The organism is Pseudarthrobacter sp. B4EP4b (assembly GCF_006680095.1).
Classification (GTDB): Bacteria; Actinomycetota; Actinomycetes; order Actinomycetales; family Micrococcaceae; genus Arthrobacter.
In genome coordinates this window covers 2,759-15,771 of sequence record NZ_VHIJ01000014.1, presented here as the reverse complement: position 1 = coordinate 15,771, position 13,013 = coordinate 2,759, and the positions used below count along the sequence as shown (strand labels likewise).

The 13,013-nt window shown below is 64.7% G+C and carries 13 protein-coding genes; 6 read left to right on the top strand and 7 right to left on the bottom strand.

Annotation, left to right across the window (positions count from 1 at the left end):
• Positions 1 to 214: 214 nt before the first annotated feature.
• From FNL14_RS05440 to FNL14_RS05420, 5 genes are all read right to left on the bottom strand, one after another.
• Positions 215 to 1,510 carry an extracellular solute-binding protein gene (locus FNL14_RS05440; protein ID WP_142058294.1) on the bottom strand — a complete coding sequence of 432 codons (1,296 nt, stop codon included), beginning with the start codon at positions 1,508 to 1,510 and terminating at the stop codon, positions 215 to 217.
• 128 nt (positions 1,511 to 1,638) lie between these two features.
• Positions 1,639 to 2,661, bottom strand: coding sequence for a LacI family DNA-binding transcriptional regulator (locus FNL14_RS05435; RefSeq protein WP_142058292.1), 1,023 nt, complete (start codon positions 2,659 to 2,661; stop codon positions 1,639 to 1,641).
• 120 nt (positions 2,662 to 2,781) lie between these two features.
• Positions 2,782 to 3,315: a DUF2087 domain-containing protein gene (locus tag FNL14_RS05430; RefSeq protein ID WP_142058290.1), complete on the bottom strand. Its 534-nt coding sequence runs from the start codon at positions 3,313 to 3,315 to the stop codon at positions 2,782 to 2,784.
• Between the two features lie 10 nt (positions 3,316 to 3,325).
• The gene (locus tag FNL14_RS05425; RefSeq protein WP_142058288.1) at positions 3,326 to 4,210 is read right to left on the bottom strand and encodes an HNH endonuclease; all 885 of its coding nucleotides are present in this window, start codon (positions 4,208 to 4,210) and stop codon (positions 3,326 to 3,328) included.
• An 80-nt stretch (positions 4,211 to 4,290) separates the two neighbouring features.
• Positions 4,291 to 5,223, bottom strand: coding sequence for a universal stress protein (locus FNL14_RS05420; protein ID WP_350223970.1), 933 nt, complete (start codon positions 5,221 to 5,223; stop codon positions 4,291 to 4,293).
• 224 nt (positions 5,224 to 5,447) lie between these two features.
• Here FNL14_RS05420 and FNL14_RS05415 point away from each other — a divergent pair, with 224 nt between their 5' ends.
• A complete protein-coding gene (locus tag FNL14_RS05415) occupies positions 5,448 to 6,650 on the top strand; it encodes a sensor histidine kinase (protein ID WP_142058286.1) in 1,203 nt (400 codons plus the stop codon).
• Positions 6,651 to 6,696: 46 nt separating this feature from the next.
• Here FNL14_RS05415 and FNL14_RS05410 read toward each other — a convergent pair whose 3' ends face one another.
• Together FNL14_RS05410 and FNL14_RS05405 are read right to left on the bottom strand one after the other, a co-directional pair.
• Positions 6,697 to 7,377, bottom strand: coding sequence for a response regulator transcription factor (locus FNL14_RS05410; protein ID WP_142058283.1), 681 nt, complete (start codon positions 7,375 to 7,377; stop codon positions 6,697 to 6,699).
• A gap of 73 nt (positions 7,378 to 7,450) precedes the next feature.
• The gene (locus FNL14_RS05405) at positions 7,451 to 9,040 is read right to left on the bottom strand and encodes a DUF4389 domain-containing protein (RefSeq protein WP_142058281.1); all 1,590 of its coding nucleotides are present in this window, start codon (positions 9,038 to 9,040) and stop codon (positions 7,451 to 7,453) included.
• A gap of 265 nt (positions 9,041 to 9,305) precedes the next feature.
• Here FNL14_RS05405 and FNL14_RS05400 point away from each other — a divergent pair, with 265 nt between their 5' ends.
• The 5 genes from FNL14_RS05400 to FNL14_RS05380 all read left to right on the top strand — a co-directional run bounded on the left by FNL14_RS05400 (position 9,306) and on the right by FNL14_RS05380 (position 12,944).
• A complete protein-coding gene (locus tag FNL14_RS05400) occupies positions 9,306 to 9,524 on the top strand; it encodes a hypothetical protein (protein WP_255470712.1) in 219 nt (72 codons plus the stop codon).
• A gap of 92 nt (positions 9,525 to 9,616) precedes the next feature.
• Complete coding sequence (locus FNL14_RS05395) at positions 9,617 to 10,048, top strand: hypothetical protein (protein ID WP_142058279.1); 432 nt, start codon at positions 9,617 to 9,619, stop codon at positions 10,046 to 10,048.
• Between the two features lie 132 nt (positions 10,049 to 10,180).
• Complete coding sequence (locus FNL14_RS05390; protein WP_142058277.1) at positions 10,181 to 10,363, top strand: hypothetical protein; 183 nt, start codon at positions 10,181 to 10,183, stop codon at positions 10,361 to 10,363.
• Between the two features lie 82 nt (positions 10,364 to 10,445).
• Positions 10,446 to 11,396, top strand: coding sequence for a ribonuclease Z (locus tag FNL14_RS05385; RefSeq protein WP_142058275.1), 951 nt, complete (start codon positions 10,446 to 10,448; stop codon positions 11,394 to 11,396).
• 72 nt (positions 11,397 to 11,468) lie between these two features.
• A complete protein-coding gene (locus FNL14_RS05380) occupies positions 11,469 to 12,944 on the top strand; it encodes a YdiU family protein (protein WP_142058273.1) in 1,476 nt (491 codons plus the stop codon).
• Positions 12,945 to 13,013: the final 69 nt, after the last annotated feature.

Below are 13,013 nucleotides of genomic sequence, written 5' to 3'. Positions count from 1 at the left end.
CGATCATGCCCCAACCGCTGATCTGTTCGCGGAGGAAACCGGGGCGGGGGCGGCGGTGCCGGGTGGGGCTGCTGCTTTGCTTTGCTGCGGCCGCGACGGCCTCTGGAGGACGGGTGGGAAGCGGGCTGAGGGTCATGGGAGTCTCCTTGACAGGGACCTGGGGTACGACGACGGCGGCACTTGCCGGCCGTCGTCGTACCTCCGGATCTGCCGGCTATTTCTGGTAGCCGCCGTTGGATTTGATGTTGGCATCAATCGCCTTGGCTGCCTTGTCCAGCGCACCCTGCGGGTCCGCTCCGGCAAGGATGTCCTGGGTGGCCTTGCCGAATTCGGTGGCAATGAACGGGTAAGCGGGGGTCTCCGGCCTCATCACGGCGTAGTTGCGGGAGAACTCCATGAAGACCCGGTTTGCGCCGCCTTCGGCGAAAGCGGGAATCAAGGCGGCGGCTTCATCAGTGGCAGGGATGCCTCCCGTTGCCTTGATCACGGAAGCCACGTTTTCCGGCTTCAGGGAATAGGACAGATAGTCCATCGCGGCTTCCGTATTGTTGCAGCCGCTGGTGACGCCCCACTGCCAGGAAGCTCCGCCGATCTTGGGACCCTTGCCCAGGTCCACCGAGGGCATGACCGCCAGGTCATCTCCCAGGGCCTCCCGGGTTTTGTCCCCTGCCCAGGAACCGGTGTAGAGCAGGCCGCTCTTGTTGTTCAGGAAGTCCTGGGTGGAATCTTTCCCGCTCTTGGTCGCCATGAAGCCCTGATCCGCCAGACCGCGGAACCACTTGGCCCATTCCACAGCCTTGTCGCCATTAAGGGCTCCGTCAGCCGACTGGTAATCCTTGCGGTCGATCAGGTCTCCGCCGAAGGACTGCAGGAACGGTGAGTACGCATAGGGCAGCCATTCGCCCGTTCCGGCAGTACCCATGTCCAACGGGTAGTCCCATTTACCCAGCGCCTTGAGTTTGGTCAGGGCGTCCTGGAACTCGTCCTTCGTCCATGGCTTCTCGATGGTGGCCACGCGGACGCCTGCCGCGGCGAGGTCAGATTTGCGGGCAAACATGGACAAAGCGACGTCGCCGTACCCAACCGCATAGGTCTCGCCCTGCCACTTGGCAACGGTGCTGGGGAGGTTCTTGGTAAGGTCCGCAGACAGTTTCAGGGGCGTGAGGTATTGCGCCCACGCCCAGTTGGGAACGTTGGGCCCGTCAATATCCACGATGCACGGGAGGTTGCCGGCCGACGCGGCCCCAACAACGGAATCGTTGTAGGACTCCTGCGGGAAAGCCTGCACCTTGATCTGCGCCTTGGCGCCGCTGCTCTTGTTATAGGAGTCCACGATCGACTGCGTGGCGGCCAGTTCCGCCGGGTTTCCGGCGGCGTGGGTCCACATGGTGATCTCTGTGGAGCTTTCGGTTGTGGACGAGGAACTGCCCTTGCCGCAGCCGGCGAGGGTGGCAGTGAGGGCGGCTGCGGCTATGCTGGTCGCCAGGATCTTCGTGAACTTCTTGTTCATGGGTCAGTCTTTCTGCTTGGACAGGGTGATTGATGTCGGTCCTGCTGGGAACGCGGCCGCTGCAACGGCTGCGTTCCCGTTTTTTTGGGAAAAGTCCTGGCTGTGCCCGGGTGGGGTACAGCCCTGGCTCAGTTTTTGGGTGGAGCGACCGAATCCCGCTCAACAAGCGGGCAGGCCACCTTTTCGTGCACCCGCGGTGCCTTGGGGTTCTCGAGCTCCTCGAGGAGTTTCAGGACAGCCCACCGGCCCATCTCATAGTGGGGGAGGGCCATGGTGGACAGGCCCGGCCAGAGGGCGTCTGCAATGAGCTCCAGGTTGTCCACGCCCACAATGGAGACATCGGACGGAATCTTCAGGCCAAGGTGGCCGGCCGCCTGGTAGGCGCCCATGGCCATTTGGTCGCTGAAGCAGAACAGGGCGGTGGGACGGTCTGCAGCAGCCAGCAGCTCCAGTGCCGCTGCCCGCCCACCGGCGGTGCTGGGCCGGCTGGTCACCAGGCAGTCCGCGGGCAGCTGCATGCCGTGCCGGGCCAGCCCGGCGCGGAAACCATCGAGGCGTCCGTGGGCGGCCGGGATGTCGTCCTCGTTGTTGATCATGGCGATCCGGCGGTGGCCGGCCGCGACCAGGAGTTCTGCGGCGGATTGGCCGGCGCCGAACTCATCCGGCACCACTGAGGACAGCCCCGGGTTGTCCGAGGTGGCGTCCAGCACGATGGCCGGCATTGCCTCCAGCTCCGCGGGAACGGATACCCGCTGGTTGTACATGCGGGCGTAGATGACGCCGTCCACCTGGTGCTGCTGCAGTGCACGGATTTCCTGGCGCTCGAGTTCGTTGTCGAGGCCGGAGTTAACCACCATGAGCAGCTGGCCGTGTTCGGAGGCGGCGTCCTGTGCGCCCTGGATCATGGCGCCGGCAAAAGGGGTGGTGGTGATCTCGTCGCTGACCAGGCCCAGGATCCGGGAGCGCTGGTTGCGCAGCCCGCTTGCCAGCCGGTTCGGCGCGTAGCCGAGGTTCCCGGCTACCGCTTTGATGTGCTCCACGGTCTGGGCGTTGACCCTGGAGCTGTGTGTTTCGCTGAGTGCGTGCGACACGGTGGTCACAGAAACGCCTGCTGCCTTCGCTACGTCCCGGATGTTCACCTTCGTCGCCATCGACTTCGCTTCCTTTGCAAAACGTTTTGTATGTTGCCTGCATCACTATAGGCAAAACGTTTTGCAACAGTCAAGAGGCAGCGTTCAACGAGCAGTTGCACCAGTACGGGGGCGGCCGTTCTACCCGGCCGGTGTTTCCTCCGGCCGGAAGTAGGCGGAGCCTGACGCTGTACGTTGCAGCATGCCAAAATCCACCAGGTAGCGGCGCAGAAGCACAACATCGTCGGTATAGCTGAGGAGCCGCTCGTTGACCTGTTTTTCCGTCAGGTTTTCGCCGGACCGGATGGCATCGCCGGCAATCCAGGCCAGGAGTTCCCGCCGCTCGGCCACGTTCGCCGGATACCGCTCGATCCTGCCGAGTCGCAGGAAGCGGTCCACTCCGGTTTTCGCCTGCCGCCGGGGTTGTTGGGCAAGAAGGTCGCGGTAAATCCCTTCCGGTGCCGCCAGTCCGCCGGAGGCTGTTCGTTCCACGAGCCCCGACTCGATCAGTATGGCCAGGGCCCGGTCCCGCCGGTGATCCTTCAATCCGGCAAGAACGTCCGGCCTGCCTGCCCCCAGAATTATTTGCGCGTAGGCGGTCCGGGCGTCACTGTTGGCCAGGGCTGCCAGCACCCTGCGCCAGTGCGGACCGCCGAATCCCCTTTCCCTGGTCATGCCGGGCGCCTCAGCCCGAACCTTGTATGTCGTGGGGCCCCTCAAGGATCCGCCGGGCATCAGCCTGCGCTTCCAGGGTATGCTCACTGACCACTTGGCCCCGCAGATGCCCGGCGGCCGCGATGATGGTGCGCAATTCCGAAACGGTCCGGGGCGGGACCACTCCGAGATGCGCCATAGCGTGGCAGTTGGGGCAGAGCGGCACCAGGTCAGCCACGGGGTCCAGTTTGTATCCGCCCTTCAGCATCGCCGGCGGTACTACGTGGTGCACTTCAATGAAGCCTGTGCCGGCGTCGCCATAGAAAGCCTCGAAGGAGAAGCCGCAGGCAGCACAGGAGTTCCCGTGGAATGCCAGGCAGACCCTGCTCGCGTCAACGTCCCGCTCGTAGCGGTTCACGTCGATCGTCGCCACAGCCTCAGGCGGGAAGGTCCCGGGAACCAGTTCGGCGTGGCTGGCGGCCACTGGCCCCTGCTCCCGCCAGAGCCTGCGGAGTTCAGGCTCCGCAGCCTGCGGGACAGGAACCGGCCCCGCGATGCCCTCCCCCCACATCGGGCCCGAAATTCCTGCCTTGAGGACGTCGGGACGTATCTGTTCTCCGATGGGGAGCAGCGCGTCGAACTCAATGCTGGAGTACCCGTCCCCGGCGTCACCTTCCTCACGTCCAACGGGTTCCGCGGAGGCTGACATGGCCATCCCATGGCCGATCAGGCCGCGACCTGCATCGCTGCTGCCCTGCAGCAGCAACCAGACCTCTGTCCCTGGCAGGATGTTCCGGGAGCCGCCAACGTTCCACCGGGCGAGGATCCGCCCGGATTCCGTCACCCGTTCGACGGCGGCGCGGTAGTCCCAGCGGTTCACTCCCTTTGGGTTCCACCCCAGAATTACTGCAGCCACCACTCACCCTGTCCAGCCCATGCTCTGTATTGGTTCAGCCTACGTTCCGGGGATCCGAGGGTGCCATACCGGCAGCAGCCTCATCTGCTGTTGTCGGGGACATGGCGCGAAACCAGGACAGGCCCGCGCGCGTGGTGAAGGACGGCGTGGGCTGTTGAACCGATCGTTTCCTTGACCAGACCACGGCCCTTGCTGCCCAATACCACCATCGCGGCATCCCCGGAAACGTCGAGGATGCCGTGGGCAATGGATGAATCGGTGAGGAGGGTTCCTTCCACCCGGACCCCAGGGGCGTGGATGCGGGCAGAATTGACGGCGGTCCGGAGGACTTCCTCAGCGGCGGCGAGCGCCTCAGGGTTGTCACGGAAGCGGCGGTATCCGGCAGGTGTGTGGCGGACATGGACCACCGCGAGGTCCGCACGGGATGCCGACGCCAGCGTGCAGGCATCCTTCAGCGCAGTTGGTGAGCCACTTTCATCGACTGCCACCACCACTGGTCCATCCGGATGGAGATCAGAACGGATGACGGCTACGGGACAGGAAGCAGCGGCCGCCAGTTCCAGGCTGACGGAGCCCACCACCAGGCCCAGGAATCCGCCCAGCCCCCGGCTCCCGACAACAAGCATCTCCTGCCGGGCCGATATCCCGACGAGGTGCGGGGCAGGCAGGCCGTGCAGCAAGGTTGATTCAACATCCCCTCCTGGCGCCGCAGCCTTCGCGTGGGCAAGTCCCTCTTCAAGGATTGACTCGGCTGACCTCTCCAATCCGCTGTCCGAGACGCCCGGGACAGGGCCAAGGTGCCTGGTCAACAGCGGCCAGATGGAACAATGCACCACATGCACGGCCAGGCCGCGACGGTGCGCGTGGCGTGCCGCCCAGCGGACCGCTTCCGCAGCTTCAGCCGAGCCGTCGTAGCCGGCAACTATGGACCTTGGCTCCTGCATGGCTTCACCGCGCTCCTGGACAGTTCGGCTTTCAGCCCAATAGTGGCTTTCCGCGCCACGATTGTCCATGCTGCTGCCTTGAGCCTGCCCTCGGAAATCAGGTGCCGAAAACCGGAAGTACCTAATCTCGCACCAACCGGTTTCCCGCCTGGGCGAGGGCTCTTAGACTTGTGGCTAACATCCCTTTGTGCTCAGGCGAAGGCGACGGCTGCGGGGTGGAGACCAACGCTCCCTGACACTGGTTAGGCGCTGACGCCCGCAATGACGCGGGCAGTCGTCGCAGGAGGTTGGAGATGGGCACTGAGCCGTGGCGCCCACCCCTGAAACAAAGGGTTGGAAATCTCCTGCGCGAGGTGGTTGCCCGCGCCGACGAGCTCCTGCATACGCAGGAACACGGCACTATGCGCCGCCAGGACTGGCTGGAGGCGGGGATGGCGTTGAGTGACCGCCTCATCCTGCCGGCTCAAACGGAGGATCTGGACAGCTTTGCCCTGGTTGCCGAGACTGCCCTTCGGGTTTCGGAATCGGCGATGGCTCTCATAGCTGTTCCGGCCGGTGATGGCGTTTTCCGCTGCCAGTCATCTGTGGGGGTGCAAGGGCTGCAGGCAGGGCGGGAACTGCCCGCTTCCGAAATGGTTTCCGCGGTTCTTGCAACAGGCGAGTCGCGTTCGGCCCGCAATGCCGGGCAGGTGTTCGACCATGAGGTGGCAGAAAAGCTGGGCTGCGTGCTGGTCTGTGCGCTCGGGCGCGGCGGCAGTGACAGGCCCGTGCTGCTGCTCGCACGGCCACGCGGGTCAACGGCCTACAGCCAGTCCGACCTGGAGTCCAGCTCCCTCTTTGGCCGCTGGATTGGTTTGGCCCTTGACCTGGCCCGTGTCCATGCCCTCCGTGAACAAAATCTTCTGTTCAGGGACCGGGAACGGATCGCACGTGATGTGCATGACCTCGTCATCCAGCGCCTGTTCGCAGCGGGTTTGGGCATTCAGAGCCTGCGCCGCTTCATCCGGGATCCAGTAACCATTGAGCGCATCGATGCAGTGACGGCTGAACTTGACGGTTCCATCAGGACCCTTCGGGACACCATCTATTCGCTCCGGACCGGGGACAACGAACGGGAACCGCTGACCAGCCGCGTCATGAAGGTGGTGCGGGAAAGCTCCCGCAGCTATTCCCTGCTGCCGCAAGTGAACTTTTCCGGGCCGGTGGATGGCACGGTCCCCGATCATGTTGCCGGCCACCTGCTCTCGGTCCTCTCTGAAGGGTTGAGCAACGCGATGCGGCACTCGGGGGCCGACGACATACAGGTCACCTTGTCGGCCGGGCGGAAGCAGGTGGAACTTCGCATAGCCGACAACGGCAGAGGTTTCCATGAACCGCTTGAAGCCAGTGGCCTCGCCAACATGCGGGACCGGGCCGGGCTGCTCGGCGGTACCTGTACCATCCACAGTGCGCCAGGTAAGGGGACCCGGATTGAGTGGTCCGCCTGTTGCCAATGACCGAAGTGGTGAAGCGCGCAGTTGAGGGTACCGGCCGCCGTCGCCCTTACTGGGGGTCCGCACCCTGCCGGATGACAAACACAGCGGCCTGGGTTCGTCTTTCGAAGCCCAGTTTCGCCAGGATGGATGAGACATAGTTCTTGACGGTTTTCTCGGCGAGGAAGAGTTCGGCGCCGATCTGGCGGTTGGTCATTCCTTCTCCGATCAGCGAGAGGACCTTCTTCTCCTGCGCGCTCAGCGCCTCCATCCTCGGGTCAGTGGCCGCTTTGGACAGGCCGGCAATGATCCGTAGCTCAGCTCCGGGCTCGAAGAGTGATTCACCCGCGGCCGCCCTGCGGATGCCCGCGAGGAGGTCATCGTTCCTGATCTGTTTCAAAACGTAACCGGAGGCTCCTGCCAGAACCGCGCCGCGCAGGGCCTGCTCGTCGTCATAACTAGTAAGGATCAGGCACCGCAGGCGGGGGTTGAGCGAGCGGACATCCCGGCACACTTCGATTCCGGTGCCGTCCGGGAGCCGGCCATCCAGGATCGCGACGTCGGGCCGGAGAGCAGGGATCCTTCGTGTCGCTTCGGCTGCCGACCCGCTCTCACCGACCACAAGGAAGCCCTCGCCCTCGAGCAGGTCCTTCAGTCCCTGCCGGACAAGCTCATGATCATCAAGAATAAAGACGCGGACCGGCTCCGGAGGATCTGCTGCTCCATCCGGTCCGGGCTCCTCCCTTTTCACTCAAGCGCTCCCATTGTCTTCAGGACCGGCCCGCGCCGATGAAGGGCAGCCCGTACCGGCTTGAATCCATTCTTCACTGCGGGCGGACCGGCTGGAAGGGCGGCCCGGTGGCCGGGGCGGCGGTTTCACGGGGGCCCTGGTCCAGACGGAACGGCGGGTACTCGTCGCGCATCAGCGCCGTGTAGGCCAACACGCGGTAGATCCAACGGTTGATGCCCAGTATCAGATCGAACAGTGGACGCAGGTACCGGCCAGTAAAGAGCAGGGCCACTGCCGCGATAAAGACCAGCAACCCCAGCAGGGACAGGCCCCTTCCCCTTTCATAGCTCGTCCCGAAATCGCCCGTTCCTGAGCCCCAGGTCCACGTGGCGCCGGCCAGCAAGGCGACAACGATCAGATGGGGGATTGCCAGGAGCCACCACTTGATGAGGACCAGTCCGCGGGAGAGCCGCTCCGGATAGTCCACTTCGAAGTCCGCGGGATAGTTCGTGCGGGCCAGGGTGAAGGGCGGGTACAGGTCGGTGCCCACAGCAGCGTAGGAGTAGAAGGCAACCCGCCAGTTCCACCGCAAAACGCCGACGTTGAAATCGAACAGGGCCCGGGGGTATCGGGCGGTGAACAAAATGGCGAAGCCGGCAACAACCGTGGTGACGGCGAACGCAAACCACAAAAAGAACAGGATGATGAAGTGCGGAATGGCCAGGAACCACTTCACCAGCCACATCCACCGCGAAAGCGCGGGGTCAATCTCGCCGGAGAGCCGGGCCGGGTAGGGGGCCCAGTCGGCTTCTGCTGCGGGCACCTCCCGGTACGGAGGCTGAACCCCGGGAGGCTGACTCCCGGATGGCGGGCTTCCTCCCGGGGGTGCCCATCCCGCAGGTGCCACCCCGGCGGCAGTACCACCTGGGGTTGCCGGCGCGCCCGGCCTGGCCGGTGGCACCGGGCCGCCCGCTGGTCCGGCCCCGTAAGCGGACCCGGAGGAACGCGGGGCGGCATGCCGCCCCAGGCCGGCAGCGCCGAAAATCAGCAACGGGATCCCAATCACCAGGGCGATAATTCCGCCCACAAGCAGCCCGGTGGCTGCCGGCCGGATCAGGTCGGACCGGAACCCGGGCTGCACCTGGACGTCAATTCCCGGACTGGCGTCCGCGTTCATCACCACTATGGCCCAACTCCCGGCGGTGATGTTCCAGGTCAGCTCCTGCTCTCCGGGGCCCGACGCCGAAGCCTGCCAGAAGGCCTCGCCAGCCGGAGGCGCAGGCGCAGTGGAGCCGGGAATGTCACGGTACTCGGCACGGAAAGGTGAACGGTCAACGTCGAGCAGTTCGGAGCGATGTACCCCGGAAAGGTACCTGTCGACGTCGGACTGCGGGGCGATGCCGACAAAAACAGCCTTGCCGGGATCGGCGGAAGCTACGCGCAGCCGGAGCGTGCCGACGTCGAACGGCACACGCCCGGGAATATCCTCGCCCATGGCACCCAACCGGGGTGAGGTCAAGGCGGCGGAAGCCACGGAAAGCCGGGCTGTGCCGGCAGTGAGGTATCCATCACGCTGTGCGGATCCTACGGCCAGGGCCACGATGCCGCCGGCTGCGGCAGCAAGGCCAGCGAGGGACAGGAGGATCCCCAGGATCAGCATTATGACTGCAACGGTCTTTTTCATGGGATTTGGACCTGGATTGAGGAAGTGGACAGGCGTGGGACGAAGCGAATACCTGGCGCGGGGACACCTACAAGACTGACACCCGCACGGCGGGAGCTGTAGGGCCAAAGGTCATGCCCATGGCACTGCGTGGTGCAGCTTCTTCCGGCGGAAGCGGCGGGGGAGTAGGCTTAAACAACCGTTAGGAAGTAAGCGGCCACGTATTTCAACTGGGTTGTATTCAGGCTGGGTATTGACCTCCCCGGCGATCCCGAAGGGATGCACAGTGGCATTGGACGCTTCGGCGGTTCTGGAGCTTCTTGGCGGCTATATTGCAACCGCAGTGGGAGTTTTTCTCCTTTATTCACCAGTCATTGTCCTGATCATCAGCCTGTTGTTGACCGCAGGCCTGCTGCAGTTGCTGGCCTGGCCCTTTATTGTGCTGATCCGCAAACTGCGCCGGAAGCCCAAACATCCCGATGACAGCTCCTGGCTCCTGCACTGAACCGCATCCGCAGGTGCCGGATTCCCACCGCACCCCATTCGTCAGTATGCTTACTATTGTTGGCAAAGCCGGTCACGAGAAAGGGCATCATCATGACGGAACAGAACTTGCCTGACGACGAGCTTGAGGTTGTCGAGGAAAACGACGTGCTCCTGGACGAAACTCCCGGTGCGGCCTCTTCCCTGGAACTTGACCCAGTCACCAGCGGCCAGCCGGACAGCTATCCCGGTGCCGCGGAGAATAACCCGGACCGCTGGCAGGAGGATCCGCTGCTCCAGGACGAAGTCTCCGGCGAGGAGGAGGATTTCCTGAGTGATCAAACGCTGCGGGACGACATGGCGGCAACCCGCGACGGCGCCGGCAACGAGCAGGTGCCGGCGGCTACTCCCACCCTTGGAGAAGCGGTGGCCGACGTGGATTTCGGCGAAGATCCCACCGGCCGGGAAGCCGACGCCAGCGACGACCAGGAAAACTTCGGCGGGTCCCCACTCAGTGAGTTTGAGCCTGACGACCTCGAACGCTGAGGGTGGAAGCCTGTATCCCCCCACCTGATGAATAGGGGCTCCTGCCTCTGGCCCGGGGATAAAACGGGGTTAAACTAATAAGCCCACTGATGAATATCAGTTTCGGCAGGATCAAGACTGAAGGAGTTTCGCATGAACTTGGGAAGCAGGATCAGGAACGCCGCTGAACGATTCGCAGGCAGGAGCGGCACGGGCGGGACGGTCCGGGGCCGCGGGATGAACACCACCGGCCGGACGCCCAACTCCGCCGGTGCCATGGGCGCCAAGCCCGGTGGCATGGCCCATCGCATCATGGGAATGTTCAGGCGGCACTGAGCCACCAGCATGAACGCCACGAGCATGAGCCAAAAGCAGGTCCCGGGCCTTCCCGGAACCTGCTTTTGGTTTGTCAAACGCCATGCGTGAACTCGTTGTCCTAGGCACTGCATCGCAGGTTCCCACCCGGACCCGGAACCATAACGGCTACCTGCTGCGCTGGGACGGTGACGGGCTGCTCTTCGATCCCGGCGAAGGAACCCAGCGCCAGATGATTTATGCCGGCGTCTCAGCCTCCTCGATCACCCGCATCTGCCTCACCCACGTCCACGGTGACCATTGCTACGGCCTGCCCGGCGTGCTTTCCCGCATGGCATTGGACGGCGTGGCGCACCCGGTCCATCTCCACTATCCCGCATCCGGCGAGGACGTGGTCCGCGCCCTCGTGTCCGTCAGTTCGCCCGGCATCGACCTGCGCCTCCACCCCCATGCCGGAAGCGCAACCGTGGCCGACGGGCTGGAGATCCGGCCGCTGAAGCACCGCATCGAAACCTATGGCTACCGGCTCACAGAGCCCGACGGCCGCACGCTGCTTCCGGACCGCCTCGCCGCTGCCGGTATCCGGGGCCCGGACGTGGGCCGGCTGCAGCGCAACGGCAGCCTGGCCGGCGTCCGCCTCAGCGATGTGAGCGTTCCCCGGCGCGGCCAACGCTTTGCCTTCGTGATGGACACCGCGCCCTGTGAGGGTGCAGAAGACCTTGCGGACGGTGTGGACCTCCTCGTCGCGGAGTCAACCTTCAGCGACGAGGACGCCGCGCTCGCCGGCCAATACCGCCACCTCACCGCCGGACAGGCCGGGGAACTGGCCGGCCGCGCCGGGGCCGGCACCCTGGTGCTGACCCACTTTTCGTCACGGTACGACGACGTCACCCTGCTCGCTGCGCAGGCAAACGCACGTGCCGCGCAGGTGAGGGTGGTAGCTGCCCACGACCTGCAGCGGGTACCTCTTCCCGAACGGCGGCGCTGGGCTGACCCGGCGCCGCGGACACGGGAAGGGCCCGGGAGCTCATTGCCAAACAAAACCATGGGGTAGAAAGTGAATTATCGGGTGTTCTTCACGCGATTCGACGCCGCGGAAAACACACCACGAGGGAAGGCTTGAAGAATGACAGCTGCTGCTGAATCAACGATCACTTTTGACGGGCTGTTTGCCCGGGAATTGTCGGAACTGGCTGTTCCCTGGCAGGCAGAGGAAGCGCCGGACCCCAAGCTTCTTGTCCTTAACGAGCAACTGGCGGCCGAACTTGGACTGGATCCGGAATACCTCCGGTCGGCGGAGGGCGTCCGGCTCCTCCTGGGAAACCACATCCCGGACGGGGCGACGCCGGTGGCACAGGCCTACTCTGGCCACCAGTTTGGCGGATACTCACCCCTGCTGGGCGACGGCCGGGCGCTCCTGCTCGGCGAGGTGACGGATGTGCACGGCCGGCTCCGCGATATCCACCTGAAAGGTTCCGGCCGTACGCCCTTCGCCCGGGCAGGCGACGGGCGTGCCGTCGTCGGGCCCATGCTGCGGGAGTACCTGGTGAGCGAGGCGATGTACGCCTTGGGCATCCCCACCACAAGGTCCCTTGCTGTCACGGCCACCGGCCGCCCGGTCCGCCGCGACACCATGCTTCCCGGAGCAGTCCTGGCGAGGGTGGCCAGCAGCCATCTGCGGGTGGGAAGCTTCCAGTACGCGCGGGCCACCGACAATATGGACCTTTTGCGCCGCCTCGCCGATCATGCCATCAGCCGGCATTACCCCGCCGCTGCCCGGGCCGACAACCCCTACCTCGCCCTCTTCGAAGGGGTGGTGGCTGCGCAGGCCCCACTGCTGGCCCAATGGATGCTGGTGGGCTTCGTCCATGGCGTGATGAATACAGACAATATGACCATTTCCGGGGAAACCATCGACTACGGGCCCTGCGCGTTTATGGATGCCTTCAACCCGGCCGCGGTCTACAGCTCCATCGACGTTGGCGGCCGTTACGCCTACGCCAACCAGCCCGTGATGGCTGAATGGAACCTCGCCCGCCTCGCCGAGGCAATGCTGCCGCTCATCAATGAAGACCAGGAACAGGCCGTAGCCCCCGCAGTGGAGGCATTGGGCGGGTTCCGCCGCCAGTACAGCGACGCCTGGTTCGCCGGTATGAAAACAAAGCTGGGAATCAGGGAAAGTGCTGCGGGAAGCCCTGAGGCGGAAGAAGCCTTCGAACTCGTGGACGGCGTGATCGCCATCCTCAAGGACGGGCCGATGGACTACACGCGGTTCTTCCGGAACCTCGGGCACGCAGCGCGGGGAAACTCCCGCCCCGCCCGAAGCATGGTCCTGGATCTCGCCGTCTTCGACGCCTGGGCAGAACGGTGGCTGGCCGTGCAGCCCGACGCCGGCCTGATGGACCGGGTCAATCCTGCCTACATTCCGCGCAACCACCTAGTCGAGGAAGCGCTCGCCGCGGCAACGGACGGCGATGTTGGTCCCTTCAACCGGCTCGTGGAGGTGGTCCGTGACCCGTACCGGGAACGGCCGGGGCTGGAGCGTTACGCCGAGGGAGCGCCGGAGGACTTCGGCAGCTACCAGACGTTCTGCGGCACCTGAGGACGGCGGGACCCGGCAAAAACGAAACAGGGGCGGCAGGCGGGTAACCGCCGGCCGCCCCTGTCCGGG